Below are 24,585 nucleotides of genomic sequence, written 5' to 3'. Positions count from 1 at the left end.
GCAATGACCGAACATGTGAACATCTCAACGCACAACGCCTGCGTCGACTTCCCGATCTTCGACGCGAAGTCCCGGTCGATGAAGAAGGCATTCCTCGGTAAAGCGGGTGGCGCCATCGGCCGCAACAGTTCCGACGTTGTGGTCGTGGAAGCCCTGAAAGACATCACGATGACGCTCAAAGAGGGCGACCGTGTAGGGCTGGTCGGCCACAACGGCGCCGGAAAGTCCACCCTGCTGCGCTTGCTCTCCGGGATCTACGAACCCACCCGGGGATCCGCCACCATTCGCGGACGCGTCGCACCTGTTTTCGACCTCGGAGTCGGCATGGATCCCGAGATCTCCGGCTACGAGAACATCATCATCCGCGGCCTGTTCCTCGGTCAGACCCGCAAGCAGATGCTCGCGAAGATGGATGAAATCGCCGACTTCACCGAACTCGGCGACTATCTCGACATGCCATTGCGCACGTACTCCACCGGCATGCGCGTGCGCATCGCTATGGGCGTGGTCACCAGTATCGATCCCGAGATCCTGCTACTCGACGAAGGCATCGGTGCCGTCGACGCCGAATTCATGAAGAAGGCCAGAGTTCGGCTGCAAAAGCTGGTGGAACGCTCCGGCATCCTGGTATTCGCCAGCCACTCCAACGAATTCCTCGCTCAGCTGTGCAACAGCGCGATGTGGATCGACCACGGCCAGATCCGCATGCAGGGTGACATCGAGGATGTCGTGCGCGCCTACGAAGGCGACGACGCCGCCGAACACGTGCGCCACGTCATCAAGGAGATGGAACGGGAGAACACCCTGTGAGCGCACCCGAGAAGATCATCGGGGTTGTCGTCACGCACAAGCGTCGTGAACTGCTGGCCGAATCCTTGAAGGTCCTCAGCACCCAGTCGCGGTCGCTCGATCACCTGGTTGTCGTCGACAACGCCGACGAAGCCGATGTGAAAGACCTCGTCGACAACGCTCCACTGCCGACGAGTTACATCGGTTCTCAGCACAACCTCGGCGGTGCCGGAGGATTTGCTCTGGGCATTCTCTACGCACTTTCGCTCGGCGCCGACCGCGTCTGGCTCGCCGACGACGACGGGCGTCCGGAGGGCCCCGAGGTCCTGGAAACCCTGCTCGACTGTGCAATTCGGAACGACCTGGCCGAGGTCTCCCCCGTCGTCTGCGACATCGACAACCCAGACCGCCTCGCGTTCCCCTTGCGCCGCGGCACGTCGTGGCGCCGGTTGCGTTCCGAACTCGGCGACGAGGATCTCCTGCCAGGCATCGCGTCCCTCTTCAACGGTGCACTGTTCACCGCCGATGCGATCGATGCTGTCGGAGTTCCGGATCTACGCCTGTTCGTCCGCGGCGACGAGGTCGAGGTACATCGTCGCCTCGTGCGCTCCGGCCTGAAGTTCGGCACCTGCCTGCAAACTGCTTACGTCCACCCCAACGGCGCGGACGAGTTCAAGCCGATTCTCGGCGGACGTATGCACACGCAGTACCCCGACAACGACACGAAGCGCTACTTCACTTACCGCAACCGTGGATACATCCTCGCCCAACCGGGAATGCGGAAACTGCTTCCGCAGGAATGGGTTCGGTTCGGCTGGTACTTCCTGATCACCCGCCGCGATCCGGCAGGACTACGCGAGTGGATGCGACTGCGCAAACTCGGCCGGGAAGAAAAGTTCGAACGCCCGAGTTAAATCAGTTGCACAGTCGCGTCTGCGGCTGAGACGATTCTGATCCGACGCATGGTGCGTCCTGAGAATTACGAGGAGTGAGTATTGATGACTGTCGTGTTCCGCAGTTTCAGCGCCGTCAACGTTCACACTTCTTCGTACTCGAGGACACAATCACCATGCCGGAAAACAGCACGCCCCTGACCGAATACGGTTGGAACGCAACACTCTCGAACACATTCACTACCCTGGCCCCACCGGACTCCGCACCCGGGCGCGTTCTTCGCGTCGACCGCGGCCGGTGCGACGTGGCCGTCGCCGAAGGCACAGTTCGCGCACTCAGCGGCAGCGATCCACGCGGTGCCAGCCAACTGTGCACGGGCGACTGGGTGACCGTCGCCGAGGTACTGAACTCACGCGAACCCGAGATGCACACGGTCACTTCAATACTCCCCCGATCAAGCAGCATCGTTCGATCCTCGGCGTCCGGAAAATCGGAAGGCCAGATTCTGGCTGCGAACGTCGACACCGTCGTCATCGCCACGGCGTCGGACGGCGACGTCGATCTCGGGCGCATCGAGCGACTACTCGCACTCGCCTGGGAAAGTGGCGCAACACCTGTCGTCGCACTCACCAAATCGGATGCAGCTCAATATATCTCCGACACTCTAGCTGAGGTCTCTGCCATTGCGCCCGGCGCAACAGTGCTGGCCGTCAGTGCCGAGACCAACGAAGGAATGGATGTACTCGATGCAGTTCTGGACGGCACCGTGGCGATACTCGGTCCATCCGGCGCCGGTAAGTCGACGCTCGCGAACGCACTCCTCGCGGACACCACAGGCGCCGATCGACTCGAGACCGGCCGCGTTCGAACCGGCGACGGAAAGGGACGCCACACCACAGTCACGAGAGAACTGATCCCCTTCTCCGGCGCCCGGACGTTGATCGACACACCCGGCCTGCGAGGGGTTGGCATGTGGAATGCGGCGGAGGGAATCGACAAGACGTTCCCCGAGATCGAGGAACTGATTGCAGAGTGCCGGTTCTCGGATTGCGCACACAACTCCGAGCCGGGATGCGCAGTCCTGACCGCACTCGGGCGCGGCGATCTGGACGAGCGGAGACTTGCGAGCTACCGGAAACTACAGCGAGAGAACGCGTGGAACGCCGCCCGAAGCAATGCTCGGCTGCAGGCAGAGAGGACGCGGGAGATCAAGGTGATCTCCCGCCATCTCAAGAGTCACTACCGTGGTCGGGACCGGTAGCGAAGAAAGCCTGGCAGCATGGGGGGTGATCCCGACGAGAGGTTGTCATGTTCGAGCGGTTCCGTTCCAGCGCCAGGACCAAGCTTCAGCGTGCGGTATCCGAGGTGGTCGAGACCGCCGACCGTCGCAACGCCGATCGCACGCAGCAGATCCTCGACGCGCTGGCACTCTCACGTGACGAACTGGCCGAGGCCCGCGTTGACATCGCGGGCCTCCGGTCCAGGATCGACGAGCTGGAATTTCGCCAGCGTCGGGATCTGGCCTACGCCGTGGACCTCGAAGCGACGGCATCGACCGCCGAGTTCATCCTCGAACACCTTCGAGTCACCGACACATTCGGCCACCCACACGACACGCTGCGCCACGCATTGGGCTTGATCGAAATACCCGGCATGGCACTCGAATTCGGCGTCGCCAGCGGAACCACACTCAGGATCGTCGCGGAGGCTTTCACCGAACGTGAGGGGACCGTCGCAGGTTTCGACGTGTTCTCCGGCCTTCCGGAGACCTGGCGCACCGGGTTCCCGGTCGGCGAGTTCGCACAGGAATCCATCCCCGAAGTGCCTGGAGCGCAACTTGTTCCGGGCCTATTCGAGAACACCTTGCCCTCGTTCCTGAACGACGAATCCGGCCCCGTTGCGTTCCTGCACCTCGACGCCGACCTCTACTCGTCCACCAAGACCGTGCTCGATCTCCTCGGCGACCGACTGGTCCCCGGGTCGATCGTCGTCTTCGACGAGTTCTTCAACTATCCCGGATGGCAGCAGCACGAATACCGGGCGTGGACGGAGTTCGTCACACGCACCGGCATCTCGTTCGAATACCTCGGGTACACCGTCGACAACGAGCAGGTCATCGTCGAGATCACCAGCTGAGAATCACTTCTCGTACAGACGTGCCCAGTTCTCTCGACTCGTGAGTTCCGGCATCGCAGCACGGTACTTCGCCGACACGGCAGGTGCTTCCTTCTGGAATCGACGCAGTAGCTTCACCGTTCGGATCAAGAGAGCACGCGCCGTAGCCTTGTCTCGCTGCCGGATACGTACCCCCGACTGCGAAGCATCGGTGACGACTACATGGTCGAACTGCGAGATGTGCCACCAGTGCGCATCCTCGCGCGGAATATTGACCAAACCGCCACGGGTGCGCCCCAGCCACTGATTCAACCCACGTTTGGCCAGAATCACTCGCATCAGGCTCGGTTCACCACCGGCACGCTCGGTGTGGAGTTCGTTCGAGGCGATCGGGGCGGTAGCCGCATCGTGTTTGATCGTCTCGGCATACTGCGCTCGGCCGGCACGGATGCTTGCCATGGCCTCGATGCCGCCGTCCCGCAACGCTTCCGGACCGTCGAGATAATCCTCGATGCCCTTCAACGTCGTGAAGGCAAGGCCGTATTGCATTCCGACGAGGAATTCGGAAATCTGGCGGAAGAACTGACGTGAAAGTCCCTTGGTGTCGAGATCGCTGTGCAAAGACCCGACGACGAGGGAGTTACGCGTACTGAAGTAGCGGGCCCAGTCGTCGAAGTCCTTCCAATAGAAATCGGCATGCCACACAGCGGCGTTGGGCAACGTGACGGTGACAAACCCTGCTTTCCGGGCCCTGATTCCGTACTCGACGTCATCCCACTGAAAGAAGATCGGAACGGGTAACCCGATGGCTTCGACAACTTCGGCGGGGATCAGGCACGTCCACCAGGCGTTGTATCCCGCATCGACTCGACGCTCTTGACGCTTCTTGAGCATGCTCGTGTTGATGAGAGCCTTGGGCACTCGTTGCCCGTGATGGAGAGTCTTCAGATCTACGTCTTCGGCACCGACATTGAGGAAATCGGGATTGAGCAGATACATCATCTGCGCACCCACCAATGTCGGTTCCACCGTCATATTCGCAAAAGCGTTGAGGCGCAACACTGTTTCTGGTTCACAGAGAATATCGTCGTCCATCAGGATGACGTCGGCGAGATCTGCCCCCTCGGATGTAGCCTCGAAAAGCCCACGTGAAAAACCGCCCGCTCCGCCGAGATTCGGCTGCTGCAGATATTTCAGCTTCTCACCGAGCTTGTCTGCCGCCTCGACGAAGCGCGCCCGATCTTTCACCAGGTCGTTACCCTGATCGACGACGTACACGGAGCTGACGAGGTCACGCACAGTGGCATCGGAAGCCAGTGCAGCAACAGTCTCGGCACAATCGTCGGCCCGATTGAAGGTGCAGATCGCCACCGAGACCGGGCGAACCGTCTCCGGAGCGGCCACGGTCCATTCCAAGTGGTCGATCGTCATCGGAGCGTCGACAGAATCCACCTCGAGCCAGAGGGCGCCGCCGTCGACGAACTTGTCCAACGATGTGGTCAACGTGACCTCCGAGGACCCCGATCCGTCGCGGGTCTCGAGAATACGGCGATGCCCGGCGATATCCGAAGCAACCATCCGGACGCGGAACCGACCCTCGCTCTCGATCCGCAGCGAAGCCTCGACCTCAGTGACAGTCGTCCACCGCTGCCAGTAGCTGGCAGCGAAACGCCCGAAATAGGTGTTGGTGCTGATACGTGCGCCCTTGTCCAGAGCGACTCGGTGCCGGGTCCGCTCACCGGAGCCCTTCCGGAACTCGACGTACAGGTCGTCGTTGACTATCGGCGACATTCCGACGAACACGCCGCGCTGGACCACCAAACGGCGAGCCATGACCTGCCCGTTCTCCGGCACCCCCACCTTTACCTGCTCGGGCATATGACTCCTACGTGAATCTTGAAAAAGCTGTACCTGTCACTCGCAGGGTATCCGAGGTGGAATTACCCCCGAAACTCGAAAACACAGCCTCGGCTACTGTCTCTGGTGCATCCACCCGTGCGACCTGGAGATCCCTTGACACTCGAACTACCCGCTCCCACCCGTCGGGAACGCTGGAGCTGGGGCGCTGTGATCCCAGCAGTCGTGTGCCTCGCATTCTTCGCGATCGTCACGGTGGACCCTCGCTACTTCTATGTCGACGACACCGAATCCGGTGCGGTCGGCAACTGGGTTCAGCTGGGCCATCTGATGCGAGAGGGACAATTCCCCTCGCTGGTTCTGGATCAGTGGATGGCTGGAAACTATCCGGTCGAGGGTCAGGGTGGGCTGTGGAACCCGGTCCAGATCTTCATCAACTACATCGCACCGTCCGTCGACAATCTCGCTTTGCTGGCCACGCTGGTGAAGTTGGCATTCGCGATCATCCTCGGATGGGGCGTCTATCGAGTCTGCCTCGAATACGGCGCGCGCCCCTACTGGGCGGCCGTCGCCGGAAGCGCAGTGCCCTTTGCCGGGTTCACCCTGTACTTCGAGTACCCGTCGTGGGTTACGTCGGTGATCGGAATGGCCTGGGTGGTGCAGGCGTGGGCCAGCGGAATTCGCTATGCCCGCGGCCGGTCGGGGCCGATACCCGTCTTCGTCTTCCTCTATCTCGCGATCAGCGTCGGATACGTCCATGCGGCATTGATGGCCGGAGTGACCGTCGGGGCACTGATGGTGGGCGAATACGTCCGCAGTCCGCAGTGGCGGACAACAGTGAAGCTCGGACTGGTCGGCGTCTCGGCCGCAGCCTGCGGCGCGATCACCTTTCTTCCCGGTCTGCTCTCCTCGGCCGTCACATGGCGCACCGGCGAAGAAGGTACGTTCAACGACAATTTCCTGACGGCACCGTGGTCGGAAACACTGACGGCGAGTATTCCGTCGTCCGTCTCGAGCATCGAGTCCTGGACGGGCGAAACCACCTACGCACCGATCACCTACATCGCCTGGTTCGCGATACCGGCACTGGCATTCATCGGCTGGCGGAAAGCACAGGGTTCGCTGCGAGAGTTGGTGACCCCGCTGCTGCTGTTGGCCTTCATTCTGCTGTTCACCGCGGGCCCCAGCGACATCGGCCAGATTCGGTGGCCGGCACGACTACTTCCCTTCGTCGCGGTGTTCTCCCTGGTACTACTCGGTGTGCTGCTGAGCCGATTCGGGACTTTGGACAAACTGCGATCACGCGTCATCGCTGCATCGTTGATCGTGTTCGTCTTGATGATTCGCGCCAGTTCTTCGGGTCCGCAGTACTTCATCCGGCATCTCACCTGGGCTGTCGTGATCATCGCCGTCGGAGCACTCGCCATCTACCTCGGTCGTAGATACGGCGCCCCGGCGATCGCAGGTCTACTGATTCTCACCATCGCTCCGGTGACTCTGTATCAAGTGATCGCGTATCCCCAGGCGCTGAACAAGTGGTACCTGCCGACCAGCCAATCCGAAGCCAAGGCGAACTTTCCGGATTTCCCGGGCACGACCCTTCAGCTCGGCAATCGCGCGCTGATCCGAATCGACGCCGAAACAACAGAACTCCCGTGGACTTCGCAGGTGTACGGAAACTACGCCAAGGTGCTCGATCTCGACTACGTCAACGCGTACACCCCGGTCGGCCACGCGGACTTCGCTTCGCTGCTGTGTATGGGATTCGACGGGTCGACGTGCGACGACGCCTACCGAAACGTGTTCAGGCCGGATGAATACACCGGTCGAACCAGCGCAGACCTGATGCTGCTCGACCGCGTCGTCCTTCAACTGAAGCAGTACCCGGGCGCTGACAACGAACCCGCCCCACCCGGGTGGCACTGGGCAGAAGTGCCCGAGGTCGCCCAGGACCAGATCTACATCCTCGAACGCGACGCCGGCCCGATCTCCGGTCAACCGGGCCGTGTGTCGGCAACTGTCAATGCCGACGCACAGTCCGAGTACATGAGCGTCAAGAACGAGCGTGTGCGAGTCAGTTCACCGGGCGGTGGCAGCGTGGTATTCGCACGGTTGGCATGGCCGGGCTACACCGCGACCCTCGACGGCGAACCCATCCCGACCAAGGGCCTTGGCGGAACGTACCTCTACGTCGATCTGCCGCCTGGCACCGACAACGCGGAACTGGTGATCAACTTCCGTTCCCCAGGACAGAGGATCGGCTATGTCGGTATGGGCTTCGGGCTCGTTATCCTTGCCGGCCTCTCCGTGATCTACTACCGCGACAGGCGTCAGAGCCGGGACGGGACCTCCGCGATCACCACAGACTCGTTGTAGATGAACGGCTTTCCCATCCACCGCGGAAACGGGAACGACAGCGAGCGCCTGACTACAAGACCGTTGTCCGCACAGATCTTTTCGAGGTCGACGCCGTCGAGGAAGACGGTATGCGTGGGATCGCTGGCGAAGCCACGTTCCTGAGGGCAGATCAGCATGACGGTCGCACCCGGTTCCAGGAATGGAAGGTACTCGGCGACGATGCCGGAAGCTTCTCCCGCCGGCAGGTGCTCGAGGAGATGCGCCATCAGCATTCCGTCGAAGGTTCGCTGATCGCTTTCGGAGTGAAATTCCGCAGAAGAGTACGCCTCGAACCCGAGCGATCGACAGAACTCCACCGAATGTTCGTTGTGGTCCACCCCGACACTGCCAGGGGGAAGATTTCGCAGATTTCGGCCGATCCCGCAGCCGACGTCGAGCACCTTCCGGCCGCCGAGGAAACGTCGGATATTCCACTGATACGGCGCTTGCACGTTCAGAACGCGCTTCCATTTGGCGCCTTGAAGCTCACGCAACCGAGCCGTGTACTCGGTGTCGGTGGTATCACCGCTACCCGTATCGGCTCTCCCAGGAAGGCCTGTGTTCTCGCGATTGTTCTCGCGTCGATCGTTGGTGTGATCTTCGAACTCGGTCACTGGAGACTCACTTTCGTCGAGTGATCCGGATCATAACTTCACGATTCTCCGACATGTACGCCCCCACGCCGAGAAGCCGACCCTCGGCGACGTATACACTCCCCGCCTGTGAAGACCGATGGCACACCCGAGTCGGTGCAACCGCACCGAATTTCCGTCGTCGTGCCGGTTTACCAGGGCGAACACACTCTCAATGCACTCATCGACGAGATACTTCCCCTGACGAAAACCCAGACCACTCCCGGCGGGCGGCCGTTGGTCGTCGAAGAAGTCCTTCTCGTCTTCGACCACGGTCCGGACGGATCAGCTGCGGTCATCCGTGAACTCGCGAGACAACATGACTTCATCCGACCCATCTGGCTCTCGCGCAACTTCGGCCAACATCCGGCAACACTGGCGGGAATGGCGTCGAGTGGTGGCGAATGGGTTGTCACCATGGATGAAGACGGCCAGCACGACCCGGCCGACATCGGTGGACTCCTCGACACTGCACTGGATCAACAGGCCACCCTCGTCTACGCGCAGCCCGTGAACGCGGCACCCCACGGTGCGCTACGCAACGCGGCGTCGAAGTCGTCGAAATGGTTGACCACCAAAATTCTCTCGTCCGAGAACTCCGTGAAGTATCAGAGCTTCCGACTGGTCCTCGGAGAGGTCGGACGGTCGGTCGCCGCATACGCCGGATCCGAGGCTTACCTCGACGTGGCTCTGGGCTGGATCGCGGGAGAGGTCACCACCAGCCCGGTTCAACTGCGTGAGGAACGCGGACGCGCATCCGGATATCACCTCAGAAGCTTGCTGTCGCATTTCTGGCGAATGGTTCTCTCCAGCGGCACCAAGGGCCTGCGAATGGTCAGCTTGATCGGCTTCCTGTTCGCTGTCGGCGGTCTCGTCATCGTCCTCTACGTGTTGGCGTCGTACGTGTTCTTCGACGCCGGCGTCGAGGTACGAGGATGGGCGTCGACGATGATCGTGATGCTGTTCGGTTTCGGGGCAGTGCTCTTCTCGTTGGGTGTGATCGCCGAATACATCGGTGTCGCAGTCAAGACGGCAATGGGAAAGCCGCCGTACCTCATCGTCAGCGACCCCGCGTCAGGCCCGTTGGGGCGCCGGAACGCCACCGAGCCACCCGCGTAACAATGAATGTCCCCACGTGGGTAGTCGGCAGCGGCGGCCTCCTCGGCAGCTCCGTGGCCCGCGAACTCGAGCGCCGTGGGGCCGACATCCGCACCAGCCGCGTCCCGTGGGGCGAACCCGCTCTGGCCAGAGAAATCCTGTTCGCCGATGCCAGGAAACTGGTTACTGACGCCGCCGGCGGCCCGTGGCGAATGGCGTGGTGCGCCGGTGCAGGTGTGAACGGTACGAGCAGTGACGAATTCGCTCGCGAGAACCAACTCATGAAGGACGTTCTCGACGAGCTGGGGACGGCGGACGCAGGCGTCGGGACCGTCTTCCACGCTTCGTCTGCCGGCGGCGTCTACGCCGGAGCTCCCGGAGCACCGCACACCGAAACAAGCGCGACCAATCCACTGGCCGACTACGGGCGAGCAAAGCTCGATGCCGAATCGATTGTTCGCGAATTCGGCTCCAGAAGCGGAACCCGGACTGTCATAGGAAGATTCGCAAATCTCTACGGCCCGGGTCAGAATCTGGCGAAACCCCAAGGCCTGATTTCGCACCTCTGCCGAGGCTATCTGCTGTCGATGCCCATTTCGATCTACGTTCCCATGGACACGCTTCGGGACTACGTCTACGTCTCCGACGCGGCCGAAATGGTGGTCGACAGCTTCACCCGAGCGGAAGCGTCGCAGGAACCGACGGTCACCAAGATCTACGCGTCCGGACGCAGCGTCACCATCGGGGCGATCCTCGGCGCGTGCCACACCGTCTTCAGAAAACGCCCCAACGTTGTGCTCGCCAGTTCTCCACTCGCTTCGGCGCAAGCCCGAGACCTACGGCTGCGATCGATCGTGTGGACTGATCTGGACCAGCGCACACATCGCCCGTTGCCTGCCGGGATAGCGTCGACCCTCGACTCCATCCGCCGCAATCTGGCTGCACGCTAGGAAGTGGTCTTCTCGCCGGCTGCCACGTATGCCTGCTCGGTCGCGTCCTTCTGCGGACGCCACCACTGTTCGTTGTCGCGGTACCAGTCGATCGTCGCTTCCAGACCACTGCGGAAGTCCTCGTAGCGCGGGGACCAGCCAAGTTCTTTCCGGAGCAGACTCGAGTCGATCGCGTACCTCACGTCGTGCCCCGGGCGGTCGGTGACAAAATCGAACTCGTCGGCGCCACGGCCCAATATCTGCAGAATCGACTCCATGACAGTTCGGTTGTTCACCTCACCGTCAGCGCCGATCAAGTAGGTCTGACCGATCCGGCCACCGTCGATGATCGCCCAGACCGCGCTGTTGTGATCGTCGACATGGATCCAGTCACGGACGTTCAAACCGTCGCCGTACAACTTGGGACGCAATCCGGCGAGAACATTGGTGATCTGCCGCGGGATGAACTTCTCGACATGTTGATAAGGGCCGTAATTGTTCGAGCAGTTCGACAGGGTGGCCCGGACGCCGAACGAACGGGTCCACGCGCGCACCAACATGTCGCTCGATGCCTTCGTCGACGAGTAGGGGCTCGACGGGTTGTACGCGGTCGACTCCGTGAAACGGTCCGGATCGCCCAGTTCGAGGTCTCCGTACACCTCGTCGGTGGAAATGTGGTGATACCTGACGTCGTGCTTGCGCACAGCCTGCAGGAGCGTGAAGGTTCCCACGATGTTGGTCTGCACGAACGGCCACGGATCAGCGAGCGAATTGTCGTTGTGGGACTCGGCAGCAAAATGAACGACGACGTCGGCAGCGCCCACCAGTTCGTCGACGAGAACTGCGTCGGTGATGTCGCCGTGAACAAACGTGATGCGGTCGGCTATCGAATCGAGCGAAGACTTGTTGCCCGCGTAGGTCAGCGCATCGAGCACCGTGACCTCGGCGTCGGGGCGCTCTGCCACCGTCTGATGGACGAAATTGGCGCCGATGAAGCCTGCACCGCCAGTCACGAGAACTCTCACGTTTGCGCCTCCACGATCACCGAATCGAACCGATCTATCTACCGGCCACGCACGATACCGTGCGCCCGAGATTTGTTTCTCCAGCGAACACTGGAACACTTCGAGGCATGCGCGGAATCATTCTGGCGGGCGGCACGGGGTCGAGGTTGCACCCCATCACGCTCGGCGTGAGCAAACAGCTGGTCCCCGTCTACGACAAACCGATGATCTATTACCCACTCAGCACCCTGATGCTGGCCGGGATTCGCGACATCATGATCATCACCACAGAAGACGACGCACCGCAGTTCCAGCGGTTGCTCGGCGACGGCTCGCAGTTCGGCGTCGACCTGACCTACCAGATCCAGCACGAGCCGAATGGTCTCGCACAAGCATTCGTACTCGGAGCCGGCCACATCGGTTCGGAATCCGCGGCCCTCGTCCTCGGCGACAACATCTTCTACGGCCCAGGTCTGGGCAGTAAGCTCACGCGTTTCGAGAACATCGACGGTGGCGCCGTATTCGCGTACTGGGTTTCGGACCCCACGGCTTACGGAGTCATCGAGTTCGACCGCGAAGGCAAAGCCGTCTCGCTCGAGGAGAAGCCGGCGAACCCGCGCTCCAACTATTCGGTGCCTGGCCTTTATTTCTACGACAACGACGTTGTCGCCATCGCCAAGGACCTCGAACCATCGGCACGCGGCGAGTACGAGATCACCGACGTCAACCGTGCGTACCTCGAAGCTGGTCGCCTCCAGGTCGAAGTACTTCCTCGCGGCACCGCGTGGCTCGACACCGGAACTTTCGATTCGCTTCTCGACGCATCGAACTACGTGCGCACGATCGAGGAGCGTCAGGGACTCAAGATCGGCGCGCCCGAAGAAGTTGCGTGGCGGCACGGATTCATCACCGACGACGAGCTACGCATTCGTGCTGAGAAGCTCCTCAAATCCGGATACGGAAAATACCTTCTCGAACTTCTCGACCGCGGCAAGGACTGGTGACATGGCAGATACTCACGTGATGAGCCAGTATCGCGAACTGAAAGTGCCAGGGGCCTGGGAATTCACACCCAAGCAGTTCGGCGACGACCGCGGAGTCTTCCTCGAGTGGTTCCGTGAACCCGGATTCTCCGAGATCACCGGCCGCACCCTCGACCTTCAGCAAGCCAATTGCTCGGTCTCGGCTGCCGGCGTCCTACGAGGCATCCATTTTGCCGACGTCCCTCCCGGACAGGCCAAGTACGTCACGTGTGTCAAAGGCGCGATACTCGACATCGCCGTCGACCTCCGCGTGGGATCGCCGACCTTCGGCCAGTGGGATTCGGTCCTTCTCGACGACGTCGACCGCAGAGCGATCTTTCTGTCCGAAGGGCTCGGGCACGCCTTCCTGTCCCTCGAGGACAACTCGACAGTGGTTTACCTGTGCTCGACGGGATACGCCCCCGAACGTGAGCACGAAGTTCACCCCCTCGATCCCGACATAGCGATCGACTGGCCCACCGTGGGTCGCAGCGGTGAGCCCCTGAACATCACGCTCTCCGCGAAGGACACAGCGGCACCGTCGCTTCAAGATGCCGTGTCGGCAGGGCTGCTGCCCACGTTCGGCGAAGGCTGATGGCTTCACCGGATTCGACTGCAACACCCCCCGCCGGAATGACCGGCAGGCCGGGTCCGTTGATGCGCGTCGTCAAGAATCAGGCCCTTGCCTTTCTGCTCGTCGGTGGCGTCAACACGGCGCTCGGAACCGCCTGGTTCATTGCCTGGCAGATCGCGCTCGGCGATGAATTCGGCTACCACTTCGCGATCGTTGCCGGGTACGTCTGCAACCTGCTGTGCGCTTTTGCGATGTACCGCTACCTGGTCTTCGAAGTTCGCGGTCACTTCCTCCGTGACTTCTGGCGATTCGTCGTCGTCAATTTCGGAGCCTTCGTGATCAACCTCGCGCTGATGACCGTCGCGGTCTCGGTCCTGCACTTTCCTCCCATCCCGTCACAACTCGTCATCACTGCGGTAACCGCAACAGCAAGCTTCTTCGGTTACCGCGATTTCTCGTTCAGTCGAAACAAGAGAACAGGCAACTCATGACTCCGCGTGTTTCCGTCGTCGTCCCGGCTTACAACAATGCCGACTACATTGCCGAGACGATCGACTCGATCCTGAATCAGACCTACCAGGACTTCGAACTGATCATCTCGGATCATTCGTCGACCGACGACACCGTCAAGGTCCTGGCGCGATACGCCGACGATCCGCGGATCGAGATCCTGTCGACCGAGGCCGGCGGCGGAGCGAAGCGAAACTGGGACCGGGTCAGCGAAGCCGCGAACGGAGAGCTCCTGAAACTGGTGTGCGGTGACGACACCATCTACCCCGAGTGCTTGGCGGAACAGGTCGCGGCTTTCGACGAGCACCCCTCGGTGGTACTCGTGGCCTCGCAACGCAAACTGGTCGATGCAAACGGAAAGACCATCCTCTCCGCGCGCGGACTTGCAGGGCTGAAGGGACTGGTCACCGGGCGCGACGCGGCCCGAAAGACGGTAACGGCGGGAGCGAACATCTTCGGCGAGCCCGGATGTGTACTCATGAAGCGATCCGCCTTGAAGGCCATCGGATGGTGGGACGACACCAACCCGTACGTCATCGACGAAGCCACGTACACCGCCGTCGCACTCCAAGGCGACGTCTATGCGATCGCCAAGCCCCTCGCGTCCTTCCGCGTCAACGCCGGACAGTGGAGTGTGCGTCTGGCCAAGGATCAGGCACGCCAGGCAGCGGCATTCCACAAAGATCTCCGGGAATCGGATCCGACTCTCGTCTCCGCAATGGACGTCCGAATCGGCGACGCACGCGCACTCGCCACCTCCTTCATGCGTCGCGGCGTCTACATGCTGTTGCGCCATCGCATGTCTTGATCGTTGCCGGTTGGGTAATCTTCACCTTTCACACTCGATGGGATGACGACCGGCGGGACGGACGGCTGGATGACCAAACGTGCGGGCAGACGCGGTCTGTGGACGGCCGCCGTTCTCGCAGCCGGACTCGGCGCCCTCGCACTGGTCGCACCGCCTCTGACGCCTGGCACGATCGAGTCCGCCCCCGTCACCGTCATCACGACCACCCCACCGGCGCCGGTTGTTCCGCTCACCCCGGAGGAGCTCTCGGCCCAGGTGGTCCCCACCATCGTCACCATCACCGCGCCGGCCGGATTCACCACCACCGCCGGAACCGGGATCGTGCTCTCCCCTGACGGAGTTGTGCTCACGAATCACCACGTCATCAGCGGAGCCTCGGACGTCACTGCCGTCAGCATGTCCAACGGACTGATCTACGACGCCGAGATCCTCGGGTACGACAGCGTCAGCGACCTTGCCGTCCTTCGACTCGCGGGCGCCACGGATCTGCCGGTGGCTGTGGTCGGCAAATCAGCAGAAGCCACTCGTGGGGATGCCGTCACCGCAATCGGAAATGCGGAAGGCGGCGGAGTGCCCGTCCCAGCTCCCGGCGTCATCACCAACCTCGGTGTCACCGTCAACACCCGCAACGTGTCCGACGGATCGCGAAACCAGTTGAAGGGCCTCATCGAGGTCGACGCGGACATCCGGCCTGGCGATTCCGGTGGCCCCCTGGTCAACGCCGTTGGCGAGCTGATCGGCGTCAGCAGTGCGGGCAACGCCGTCACCGACCGCACCGAAACCTCGCCGGCGCCTCAGTCCTACGCGATACCGATCGACACCGCGCTACCGATCGTCGAGCAGGTACTCGGTGGCCGCTCCTCCGAAACCGTGCGTGTGGGACCGACACCCGTGCTCGGTGTCGCAGTCAAGGATCACGCGGAGATGCCGGCCGGCGCGGAAGTTGTTGCCGTGAGCTTCGATTCGCCAGCCGAGCGGGTGGGGCTGACCAAAGGTGCGGTCATCACCGAGTTCGGTGGCAGCCGGATCGCGTCGTCCGCTGATCTCAACGCGGCGATGAGCTCGCGCCGCCCCGGCGACACCGTCGCAGTGACGTGGGTGGACGCAACGGGGCAACCCGGGACCGGTTCCCTGGTCCTCGACGAGGGGCCACCTCGCTAGTCGTACAAGGCGCCAGCCGTGAAAGCATCGTGGCATGACCACGGTTCTCCTGCTCACCTGTGACGGCGCCGCCCGCGAGGCGGATGTCGAAAGCAAACTCGTCATGGAAGCTCTCACCTCCTACGGCATCGCGTCGACGATGGCGCCGTGGTCGAGCCGGTCCCTCCTCGATATCGACGCCGACCTGGTTCTGATCCGGTCGACCTGGGACTACACCCAGCGCCTCGACGAATTTCTTGCCGTTCTCGATCAGCTGACCGCCCCGATCGCCAACCCGCTCCCGATCGTCGAGTGGAACGCCCACAAGGGATACCTCACCGAACTTGCCGCGGCCGGCGTACCTATCGTTCCAACCGCTGTGATCGCTGCCGGAAAGCGCGAAACACTCACCCTCCCTTCGTTCGAGGGTGCCGAGGTCATCGTCAAGCCTGCAGTGTCCGCCGGCGCTGTCGGAGTGGGAAAGTTTGCCGCCGGGTCCGAACAGGCCCACGCTCACCTCAGCTCAATCCTCGAGAGTGGCAACGACGCGTTGGTCCAGCCCTTCATCTCGGACGTCGTCGACGGCGAGCGCTCGATCATCCACCTCGGCGGACGCTACTCCCATGCCGTCCGGAAGATCCCAGCCACCAACGACTTCCGTGTGCAGGAGTTCCACGGCGGAACCAACTACCTCCACGAGCCTTCCGCCGCCGAACTCGCGGTGGCCGACGCGGCACTGGCCGCGACCCCATGCGGCCCCGGCGAATTGCTTTACGCGCGTGTGGACGTCGTGGGTCCGGTGGATCAACCACTGCTCATGGAAGTGGAACTGATCGAGCCCGAACTCTTTCTGCCATTCGCCCCTGGATCTGCCGACGCCCTCGCACGGGCAGTTGTCGCGTCTCTAGGTCTGTGAAGCGCCTCGGAGTGCCTTCTTGTCGACCTTCCCCAAAGCAGTGAGCGGCAACGCTTCCACAATTGAAATCTCCTTGGGCGCCCAGATCGGGCCCTTGTGTGATCTCACGTGTGCGACGAGCTGCTCGGGCGTGACCGACCATCCCGTCTTCAGTACGACTGCCGCGGTAACCGCTTCTCCCCATTGAGGATCGGGGACACCGAATACTGCACAGGCGGCCACTGCGGGATGATGTCCGAGTGAGTCCTCGACTTCGCGCGGGTAGACGTTGAATCCACCACTGATGATCGTGTCCTTGATGCGGTCGACGATCGAGATGAGCCCAGTTTCGTCGATCCGAGCAACGTCGCCGGTGTGCAACCACCCATTCGCGAGCGCTGCAGCGGTTTGTTCAGGTTTGTTCCAATAGCCGTCCATCACGAGCGGACCTCGCACACAAAGCTCGCCGGGTACGCCCGTCGCGGTCTCGTTTCCCTGCTCGTCGAACAACACCACTTCGACACCTGGCATCGCGCGCCCACAACTCCCCAGAACTGCGGGATCGTCCGTGTGCTCACGTGTATCGAGCACCGTCAACGCATTCGGGGCTTCGGCCTGACCGTAGTGCTGGCTCAGGATCGGCCCGAACACCGCCCCTGCCTGCGCGAGCCTGGTGGGGTCGATGGGTGCAGCACCGTAAAGCATCCAGTTCAGCCCGGACAGATTCGCATCCGACAGGCGTGGATGGTCGAGCAAGGCGTAGAGCATCGTAGGAACGACGAATGTAGCTGTGACTCCGTCATTTTCGATTGCGTCGACAACCCTGTCCGGGTCGAACGACCTGTGCAACTCGAAGCTTGCACCTCGCTGCAGACCGGGTGCGACGAGCAGACCGGCAGCATGAGACATCGGCGTGGTGAGCAGCATGGTGGTATCAGCCGGCCACTCCCACGTGGTGCAGGCCCAGGCATTGGCGACCAAAGATCGGTCCCTGAGCATGACGCCCTTCGGCTCACCGGTAGTTCCACCGGTGTAGAAGAGATACAAAGCTCGACCCTGACCGCCGAAGCCTGAACCTGTTCCCGCCGTAGCCAATTCACACGCTGATTCGAGGGCTGACAGTGACATCACTCGAGTCTGCGCCGCTTCGGCGCGCGCCTGGAACTGTCCGTCGGCAACCAACAGGAGATCGGTACCACTGTCTTTCAGCACCATCCTGTCGTTCTCTTCGGTCGCGAGCGGATGGAGGGCCGTGTAGCGCACGCCTGCCAGACACGCCGCGGCCATGACCGTGAATGCTTCAGGACACGGACCCGCAAGCAGGGCTACCCCGCCTCCGTCCGGCAGAGCGAGGCTACTGAGGACACCTGCAATCCGCTCTATCTGTTCAGCGGTCTGCCGATACGTCAGCTCGGCCCGATCACCGTTCCGATCCGTGAATCGAAACGCGATGTGGTCTGGTCGGCGTCGCAGCGCCGACAGAATCAGATCCGCATATCCCGCTTGCTCGTGCAAGCCTGGCGCCATCGGTTCATCGTTCATCATGTCCGCGTTCATCGTGGCCCTCCCAAGATCGTGACCGCGGCGACGGCTTCCTCGATGCCGTAGAGACCTCCGCCGTTCTCTGCGACCGCGATTCGAGCCCCGGGAACCTGTCGCCGCGCTGCTTGTCCACGCAACTGCGTGACAAGTTCGAAGACCTGCGCTAGTCCCGTTGCCGAGACCGGATGACCACGGGATTCGAGCCCACCTGACGGATTGACCGGACGCACGCCTCCCAATGAACTCGCACCGGACGCAGACCACGCGCCGCCCTCACCGATCGGGCAGAACCCCAAATTCTCGACCTGCTGTACTTCACCGAAGGCCGTGGCGTCGTGGACCTCTGCCACATCCACATCGCCTGGCCCGACTCCGGCTTCCTCGTATGCGCTCATTGCCGCTCGGCGACCGATGTGACTCTCGACGTCACCTGCGGCCCGATCCGTGCCTGACACCAAGCTGCAACCGAGTACCCGCGCCGCCCGCCGAGAGGAATCATGCCTTCGCGCAAAGTCTGCAGTGGTCACAACAATTGCCGCCGCACCGTCACTGACGGGCGAACACATCGGAACGGTCAGAGGCCACGCGACTCGCCTCGCGGCAAGCACCTCGTCGACAGTGAAGGGTTTGCGAAAGTGCGACCACGGATTGTCTACGGAATGCGCATGATTTTTGGCTGCTACGAACGCGAGTTCGAACTCGGTCGTTCCGAATCTCTCCATGTGCGCCCGAGCAAGAGAAGCGTAGATCTCCATGAACACCGACCGCTCACCCTGCGATCCGAGTTCACCCGGCACCGGAGCGGAGAGTGAGGCAAGGCCGGCGAGCGTCTCGTCGCGATGCGCAACGTCGAGTGCACCGTCGAACACCTCCAGACTTCGAGCGGGATCCGAGCACACCAGCTTGTCCACCCCGACCGCCAATGCGACCTCGGACAGACCGGCGCGAACGTGGGCGATCGCCAGCCAGAGTGCCGTTGCCCCGCCGGCGCAGGCATTTTCGACATTGACGACCGGGACTCCACCGAAACCGTAAGGCCTCAAGGCAATCTGGCCTGGGATCATGTGCTGCCGGTCGATCGCCTTCTGACTGACGGTCGCGTAGAAGACTGCACCGACGTCACCGCGGGTCAGGCCCGCGTCTTCGACGGCGTCGATCGCTGCACGCCCCGCCAATTCCGAGGCCGAGGTATCCGCGTGCCGCCCGAAGGGAGTCGCGCCGACACCGAGAACCATGACTTCGCCGCTCACGCCACCACTCGATTCCTCAATACACCGAGGCCGGCGACCTCGAGTTCGACTACGTCTCCCGGTTCGAGGAACCGCCCGTGTTCCAAGCCGCATCCACTCGGCACGGTGCCGGAACAGAAGACTTCACCCGGGTACAGCCGCGTGGAAGTCGAGGCGAACGAAATCACGTCCTCGAAACGATGGTCCATGTCGGCGCTGGTTCCTCGGCTCACCTCGTCTCCGTTGATTCTCGCGGTCATCTCGAGCTGGTACGGGTCACCGACTTCGTCGGCCGTCACGATCCAGGGGCCGAGGACATTCGCGTTCGAAAAGTCCTTGCTCTTACTGAGACCGAGTCCGGTGGAGATCTCCTCGAGCTGAGTATCGCGGGCGCTGAAATCGTTGAAGATGGTGTAACCGAAGATATGCGCAGGGGCATCCGCTCGTGAGATGTCGCTTCCACCGCGCCCCAACACACAGGCGAATTCGAGTTCGTAATCGCGCAGGCTCGAGTACTCGGGCCACACGACCTCAGATTCGTGTCCGGTCACCGCCAATCGGTTCGCTATGTAATACAGCGGGCGCTCCAACTGGATCTTCGGCAGTTCGACGTCCTCGAGTGCGACCCCTTGAATTCGGGCGCGAGCGTTGCGGAAGTGATCCATGAAGCAGCCGAAGTCTCGGATCTGGACCGGCTGAGGTAGCGGCGACATCCAGCGCACGTCACCCGCGTCGACGATCGCACTTGCCGGCTGCTCGTCTGCGAGCCGATCCAGGATCTCCCGTGCCGCCGGACCACCTTCGATGATTGTTTGCATGGTTTCCAGTTCTGGAGCCGGTTTACCCGTCACATCATGATGAGCTCGCTCGAGTAACAACAGTTGCTCGCCGCTGCCCGTCACCAGAGCCGTCTGCTGGGTCTTTTCGTACTCGACGGTCGCAAGTTTCACTGTGAATCAATACCTTTCACTGAATTGTTCGTTAGGTGAGGCGGGAATTCTGCTCAGACGAACGCGACCACACGAGCCGGGGCAGCGCTGGCTCGCGCAAGCTTGATCGGGAAAAACGCCACGTGAAATCCCGAGGGCGGAAGCACGGCGAGGTTCGCCAGTTGCTGAACGATGAATACTTCACGTTCGCGTCCGGCCCGGTGCCCGTCCCAGAGAACCGAGTTGTCGCCGGTGTCTCGAAATTTCTGTGCCATGACTGCAAAGCTCAAGTCCCAGCCGGCAGCGTCGGTGCCCAGCACCTTCGCGCCTTGCTCGGCGAGAAACAGCGTGCCTTCGCGACTCATCCCTGGATACTGAAAGAACCCTGGATCAGCTAAGGTGAAGCTCTCTTGTCCGGTACGGAGCAACACGGCACCACCCTGGGGAACGGACGCACCGTTTTCCGCCAGGGCAGCCTTCAGCGCGTCCACCGAGATCGGCTGATTCGCCTCACACCGGCCGCGCAGGTCGAGCACCACTGTCTCGCAGAATAATTCATCCAACGCGATGTCTGTGATCGTGCGAGAAGGCTTACCCTCCGAGGTTGATCCGTAGTGCAACGGCGCGTCGACGTGTGTGCCCAGATGGCTGTTGAACTCACTCAACATCTCCGATCCCCACCCCTCACCGTCCGGAAGATCATGAACTCCGCACTGCAGTGCTGCCGCGAACTCGTCGCGTCCGGCACCTGCGGGGTGCGAGTAGGTCACCGAGGGGGCAACGACGGAAGCCAGTGCCTTCAAACCCTCGGGGAGCAATTCCCGATCGGCCGGATCGAGAGTTCTAGTCAGATCGATGAGTTCCATGTCCGCCCATTCCGTTAAGTTATTGGACGCTCAGCATAGAACTGGACGATCAACATAGGCAAGAGGGTGTCGCGAGAGGAATACGGCCGGTCGATGGCCGGCCTCGTAGCATGAGTGCGGTGCGCAGGTCTCGGCCCCGACGGGCACGTCGACGTCACCGCGTGCCGGAATTGGCTGCACTCGAGAACGAAAGAAGGCAGGAACACCGAATGGCGTCGACACGCAAGCAGGAGATTTCCGAGGAAACCAGACGGCGACTGGTGAAGGCCGCGGCCGAACTGGCTGCGGAAGGCGGGTCGGCCGCTATGTCCGTACAAGCCGTGGCGGAAAGATCCGGCATCAGCCGAGGGTCTGTGGCCTGGCACTTCGGATCGAAAGACGGGCTTCTACGAGCCGTCGTCGAAGACGCATTCCGGTGGGGCATGGAGAAGTTGCGCGCAGAGTTGGCATCATCCTCGGCGACCGGAATCGAAGCATTGATCGAAGCCAACTTCGTGTTGATGTCGTACCCCGAGGCACGAATTTTCTCGACCATCCTGATCGAAGCCGTGATTCCCGGGTCCACCATCCGCGAGACCTACGCAGAGCAGTACGTCGCAATGCGAACACTGTACGCGGACTACCTGCGTTCGATCGACACACCGGTCGCCAATCCGGAGTTGGTTGCCGTCACCCTTCTGGCCGGCACTCTCGGGATCAACCTCCAACATCGCCTCGATCCCGACAACGTCGATCGACGTTCGGCGGTAACCGAACTCGAATCGATCTATGCCCGCGCGATGGCATCTACCGCAACGTCAGGGCACGAGAATCCGGCAGCACACGAGAATCCATAGGCGAACCGGAAGTTCAACTTCCCGAACAACTTTCGCCCGCAGCCTGGGGCGGGATCGCATCGAGCCTGGAGCGAATGAACCTGGCGACGTCACGTAGCGCGGCGCGGCTCTCCGGCAAGCCAGGCCAGACGGCGGGAAATGCGTGAACCTGGCCGTTCCAGATCTGCAGCGAGCACGGCACCCCCGCGGCGGCGAGCCGTTGCGCCATCACCTCCGAATCGACTCTGAGCACCTCGGATTCGGCGGCGATCAGCAACGACGGCGGCAACGCGGCAAGATCGCCGTCGACGGGCGAGTTCGTCTGTCCGCCAAGCTTTCCGATCGCCATCAATGCCGACACCGGGGCGATCACGTCGCGTCGAGCGTTGGCATGGACCGATTTGGTGGTGCAATCGAGATCGAGGAGCGGTGAGAGGCCGACAAGACCGGCCGGAACCTCGAGCCCCGCGGAAACTGCTGCAAGCGCCGTCGCGAAGACCAGGAAACCTCCGGCCGAATCACCAACGAAGACAACCTTTTCCGGCAAGGCTCCCTGTTCGAGGAGCCACCGGTACGCATCCAGACAGTCGTCGACGGACCCGCTGATGCTCGTGCTCGGCAACTGCCGATACGCGATGTGCAGGACCGGAAGGCCGGTTCGCTTGGCGATGCCGGCAACGACCGGCCGATGCGTGTTGAGCCCGCAGCACATGAACCCGCCGCCGTGCAGGTAGAGAACTACACCCTCGCGCAGATCAGCCGTCGAGCCTGCCGTCCGGACGAGTTCACCGTCGAAACCTGGAAAACGAATCGCTTCCCGATCGATCCCGGACGGAATGCGTACACCCGCGGCCGAGTCCAGAACTGCGGCGCGGCGCATGGCGCCAGGCGTCAGCGGCGCGATCCCGACCACGGGCCGAAGCATCCATCGACACGCGTTGTAGAGGACCTGCGATTCGATACTCGGCCTGCCGTATCGAGTTCCGGTCCTACGACTGACTGTCGGCAACAGAGACATCTGTCCAGATTAGAAGCGATCAGGCACCGAAGAGGTCGACTTCGTCGAGATCGTCGACGATCGTGACCTTTCGTTTCCGCCCGCCGATGACCTTGCCCAGACCACGCAGTCCACCGGACTGAGCTTTCGGGGCGGGCTCGATGCGCTGCGGCGCAACTCTCGTCCGCGCTGCACGCTGTACGGGCTTGGGTGCGGGAGCTGATGCCGGTGCCTCCGGAACGACGGGCGCCGCCGGAACCTCGGGTTCGGGAATCTCTGCTGGAACGACCGCTTCCGGCTCCACGAAGCCCTGAGCAACCGGCGCCTCGGGCGCGACCTCAGCGACCTCAGCCACCTGCTCCACCTGCACCGGTCCGTCGATCACCGGGATGTCCGACGCCCAGCGGACCCGATACTCGAGGCCGCGCGATGCCAGTTCACGCGCGAGATCCGCGTGCCAGACCCCGTCTTCGCCTTCGCCGTATGCCCGTGCGTCGGAACTGACCCAGATGACGTCGACCTCCGGGTTGCGGTCGGCGAGATCGAGCACGGTCAGCCAGTTCAGCGTCGCCGGGTAGCCGTCTCGCTTCTTCTTGTCGGTATAGGGCCGACGCAGCGAGATCGCCCTCTCGGCCACCTCGAGATGCGACACGTCGACTGGATCGACCACTTCGACGCCGATCGCCACGAGGTCTTCGATCACGTCGTCGACATAGCCGTCGGCCTTGTCGTGAGCTGCGTCGACGAATCTGGTGAGGTCGCGCCGCAATCCCAGTCGGTCGTACATGCGCGCCTGGACGCTCAGGGCCGCGATCATCTCCGCCGATTCCTCGCGATAGCGACTCGCAACTTCGAGAACGACCAATCGCGGCACGACGACGCGGTGTCCGAGTGCGCGAGCGTCGGCGATGGCGGCGTCGAACCGTGCGCCCCTGGTCAGGGCCGAAGAATCGAGAACGATGATCATGGGCTCGATTCTCTCCCACGAAACCGGACGAATGCGCTAATCCACCCCGAACCGTTACTTGATCTTGAAGATCACTGCCCGCTGAACGATGAAGTTGATGACCGTCGCGGTGCCCTGTGCGATGACGAAGGCCAGCGGTGTCCGCCACCAATGTTCGTCGAAGACATGGACCATCACTTCGTTGAGTCCGACCTGGACCGCAAAAGTGATCGCATACAACGCGACGACAGCGATGAAGCGGGCGCGAGAAGGCTCGGCCTTGAACGTCCACCGACGATTGATGAGGTACGCCGTCGTGGTGCCTGCGACGAAGCTCAGCGATTTTGCGGCGACGCGCGGCAATCCCAACGCAAAGAGCAGTACGTACAGCCCGTAGTCCACGACCGCCGACAGCCCACCCGTCGCGACGAACCGGACGATCTGCGTTTTCAGGTCCATCGCGTCGTCGGCGATGTCCGTCGTGACAGGAATCTCGACGGGCAGCGGGACGTGGGGTTCGTGCTGGTGACTTGCAGGTGTTTCGGGCACGACGACGAGAGTAACCACTCGAGTCGGAGCCGTCGGCACTACTCCCAG

At 62.2% G+C, this 24,585-nt stretch carries 24 protein-coding genes; 14 read left to right on the top strand and 10 right to left on the bottom strand.

All coding sequences use genetic code 11. The annotated features are described in order from the left end of the window. Window positions 1–3: 3 nt before the first annotated feature. The 4 genes from ABX74_RS09980 (at window position 4) to ABX74_RS09965 (ending at window position 3,819) form a co-directional block, all read left to right on the top strand. Complete coding sequence (locus ABX74_RS09980) at window positions 4–810, top strand: ABC transporter ATP-binding protein (protein ID WP_020905803.1); 807 nt, start codon at window positions 4–6, stop codon at window positions 808–810. Further along, the gene (locus ABX74_RS09975; RefSeq protein ID WP_020905802.1) at window positions 807–1,703 is read left to right on the top strand and encodes a glycosyltransferase; all 897 of its coding nucleotides are present in this window, start codon (window positions 807–809) and stop codon (window positions 1,701–1,703) included. Before ABX74_RS09980 ends, ABX74_RS09975 begins: the two co-directional genes overlap by 4 nt. 155 nt (window positions 1,704–1,858) lie before the next feature. Next, complete coding sequence (gene rsgA / locus ABX74_RS09970; RefSeq protein WP_020905801.1) at window positions 1,859–2,944, top strand: ribosome small subunit-dependent GTPase A; 1,086 nt, start codon at window positions 1,859–1,861, stop codon at window positions 2,942–2,944. Window positions 2,945–2,991: 47 nt separating this feature from the next. Continuing rightward, window positions 2,992–3,819, top strand: coding sequence for a TylF/MycF/NovP-related O-methyltransferase (locus ABX74_RS09965; protein ID WP_047888764.1), 828 nt, complete (start codon window positions 2,992–2,994; stop codon window positions 3,817–3,819). A 3-nt stretch (window positions 3,820–3,822) separates the two neighbouring features. Here ABX74_RS09965 and ABX74_RS09960 read toward each other — a convergent pair whose 3' ends face one another. After that, window positions 3,823–5,676: a glycosyltransferase gene (locus tag ABX74_RS09960; protein WP_047888763.1), complete on the bottom strand. Its 1,854-nt coding sequence runs from the start codon at window positions 5,674–5,676 to the stop codon at window positions 3,823–3,825. A 135-nt stretch (window positions 5,677–5,811) separates the two neighbouring features. Here ABX74_RS09960 and ABX74_RS09955 point away from each other — a divergent pair, with 135 nt between their 5' ends. Beyond that, window positions 5,812–8,031, top strand: coding sequence for a hypothetical protein (locus ABX74_RS09955; RefSeq protein WP_047888800.1), 2,220 nt, complete (start codon window positions 5,812–5,814; stop codon window positions 8,029–8,031). Here the strand turns inward: ABX74_RS09955 and ABX74_RS09950 are convergent. Next, a complete protein-coding gene (locus tag ABX74_RS09950) occupies window positions 7,986–8,666 on the bottom strand; it encodes a class I SAM-dependent methyltransferase (RefSeq protein ID WP_082148483.1) in 681 nt (226 codons plus the stop codon). The genes ABX74_RS09955 and ABX74_RS09950 overlap by 46 nt on opposite strands. A 108-nt stretch (window positions 8,667–8,774) precedes the next feature. Between ABX74_RS09950 and ABX74_RS09945 the strand changes: the two genes are divergently transcribed. Both ABX74_RS09945 and ABX74_RS09940 read left to right on the top strand, forming a co-directional pair. Beyond that, window positions 8,775–9,803: a glycosyltransferase gene (locus tag ABX74_RS09945; protein WP_223257872.1), complete on the top strand. Its 1,029-nt coding sequence runs from the start codon at window positions 8,775–8,777 to the stop codon at window positions 9,801–9,803. Window positions 9,804–9,805: 2 nt separating this feature from the next. Beyond that, entirely contained in the window at window positions 9,806–10,732 is a 927-nt protein-coding gene (locus ABX74_RS09940) for an NAD-dependent epimerase/dehydratase family protein (protein ID WP_020905795.1), read from the top strand. Here the strand turns inward: ABX74_RS09940 and rfbB are convergent. Further along, on the bottom strand, window positions 10,729–11,736 hold the full coding sequence (gene rfbB, locus ABX74_RS09935; RefSeq protein ID WP_024488303.1) for a dTDP-glucose 4,6-dehydratase: 1,008 nt from the start codon (window positions 11,734–11,736) through the stop codon (window positions 10,729–10,731). The two genes, ABX74_RS09940 and rfbB, sit on opposite strands and share 4 nt — an antisense overlap. 107 nt (window positions 11,737–11,843) lie before the next feature. Here rfbB and rfbA point away from each other — a divergent pair, with 107 nt between their 5' ends. From rfbA to ABX74_RS09905, 6 genes are all read left to right on the top strand, one after another. Continuing rightward, entirely contained in the window at window positions 11,844–12,719 is an 876-nt protein-coding gene (gene rfbA / locus ABX74_RS09930) for a glucose-1-phosphate thymidylyltransferase RfbA (protein WP_020905793.1), read from the top strand. Window position 12,720: 1 nt separating this feature from the next. Then, window positions 12,721–13,332 carry a dTDP-4-dehydrorhamnose 3,5-epimerase family protein gene (locus ABX74_RS09925; RefSeq protein WP_223257871.1) on the top strand — a complete coding sequence of 204 codons (612 nt, stop codon included), beginning with the start codon at window positions 12,721–12,723 and terminating at the stop codon, window positions 13,330–13,332. Beyond that, entirely contained in the window at window positions 13,332–13,802 is a 471-nt protein-coding gene (locus tag ABX74_RS09920) for a GtrA family protein (protein WP_047888762.1), read from the top strand. Before ABX74_RS09925 ends, ABX74_RS09920 begins: the two co-directional genes overlap by 1 nt. After that, window positions 13,799–14,629, top strand: coding sequence for a glycosyltransferase family 2 protein (locus ABX74_RS09915; RefSeq protein ID WP_046377751.1), 831 nt, complete (start codon window positions 13,799–13,801; stop codon window positions 14,627–14,629). The genes ABX74_RS09920 and ABX74_RS09915 overlap by 4 nt, the downstream gene beginning before the upstream one ends. A gap of 69 nt (window positions 14,630–14,698) precedes the next feature. Continuing rightward, window positions 14,699–15,790 carry a S1C family serine protease gene (locus ABX74_RS09910; protein WP_046379739.1) on the top strand — a complete coding sequence of 364 codons (1,092 nt, stop codon included), beginning with the start codon at window positions 14,699–14,701 and terminating at the stop codon, window positions 15,788–15,790. 34 nt (window positions 15,791–15,824) lie between these two features. Then, on the top strand, window positions 15,825–16,685 hold the full coding sequence (locus ABX74_RS09905; protein ID WP_047888761.1) for a RimK family alpha-L-glutamate ligase: 861 nt from the start codon (window positions 15,825–15,827) through the stop codon (window positions 16,683–16,685). Here ABX74_RS09905 and ABX74_RS09900 read toward each other — a convergent pair. The 4 genes from ABX74_RS09900 to ABX74_RS09885 are packed head-to-tail and all read right to left on the bottom strand — an operon-like array spanning window position 16,674 to window position 21,230. Then, on the bottom strand, window positions 16,674–18,221 hold the full coding sequence (locus tag ABX74_RS09900) for an AMP-binding protein (protein ID WP_052740904.1): 1,548 nt from the start codon (window positions 18,219–18,221) through the stop codon (window positions 16,674–16,676). The genes ABX74_RS09905 and ABX74_RS09900 overlap by 12 nt on opposite strands. Continuing rightward, a complete protein-coding gene (locus ABX74_RS09895) occupies window positions 18,218–19,456 on the bottom strand; it encodes a thiolase family protein (protein WP_046377749.1) in 1,239 nt (412 codons plus the stop codon). Before ABX74_RS09895 ends, ABX74_RS09900 begins: the two co-directional genes overlap by 4 nt. Further along, the gene (locus ABX74_RS09890) at window positions 19,453–20,385 is read right to left on the bottom strand and encodes a fumarylacetoacetate hydrolase family protein (RefSeq protein WP_019746428.1); all 933 of its coding nucleotides are present in this window, start codon (window positions 20,383–20,385) and stop codon (window positions 19,453–19,455) included. Before ABX74_RS09890 ends, ABX74_RS09895 begins: the two co-directional genes overlap by 4 nt. A gap of 53 nt (window positions 20,386–20,438) precedes the next feature. Further along, on the bottom strand, window positions 20,439–21,230 hold the full coding sequence (locus tag ABX74_RS09885) for a cyclase family protein (RefSeq protein WP_053062006.1): 792 nt from the start codon (window positions 21,228–21,230) through the stop codon (window positions 20,439–20,441). 209 nt (window positions 21,231–21,439) lie between these two features. On the opposite strand from ABX74_RS09885, the gene ABX74_RS29685 reads away from it, so the two are divergent. Then, a complete protein-coding gene (locus ABX74_RS29685) occupies window positions 21,440–22,066 on the top strand; it encodes a TetR/AcrR family transcriptional regulator (RefSeq protein ID WP_124566830.1) in 627 nt (208 codons plus the stop codon). Between the two features lie 13 nt (window positions 22,067–22,079). Here the strand turns inward: ABX74_RS29685 and ABX74_RS09875 are convergent, their stop codons facing one another. Genes ABX74_RS09875 through ABX74_RS09865 form a run of 3 tightly spaced genes read right to left on the bottom strand, consistent with a single transcriptional unit; the run spans window position 22,080 to window position 24,537 of the window. Beyond that, on the bottom strand, window positions 22,080–23,063 hold the full coding sequence (locus tag ABX74_RS09875) for an alpha/beta hydrolase (RefSeq protein WP_047888760.1): 984 nt from the start codon (window positions 23,061–23,063) through the stop codon (window positions 22,080–22,082). Between the two features lie 19 nt (window positions 23,064–23,082). Then, complete coding sequence (locus tag ABX74_RS09870) at window positions 23,083–24,009, bottom strand: PIN domain-containing protein (RefSeq protein WP_047888759.1); 927 nt, start codon at window positions 24,007–24,009, stop codon at window positions 23,083–23,085. Between the two features lie 54 nt (window positions 24,010–24,063). Continuing rightward, window positions 24,064–24,537, bottom strand: a complete 474-nt coding sequence (locus ABX74_RS09865; protein ID WP_302622415.1) for a GtrA family protein — start codon at window positions 24,535–24,537, stop codon at window positions 24,064–24,066. Window positions 24,538–24,585: the final 48 nt, after the last annotated feature.

It is taken from the genome of Rhodococcus sp. ARP2 (assembly GCF_001029585.1).
In the GTDB taxonomy this organism is placed as follows: domain Bacteria; phylum Actinomycetota; class Actinomycetes; order Mycobacteriales; family Mycobacteriaceae; genus Rhodococcus_F; species Rhodococcus_F erythropolis.
The sequence above is the reverse complement of the archived record's forward strand: the minus strand, read 5'-3'. Positions and strand labels throughout refer to the sequence as shown.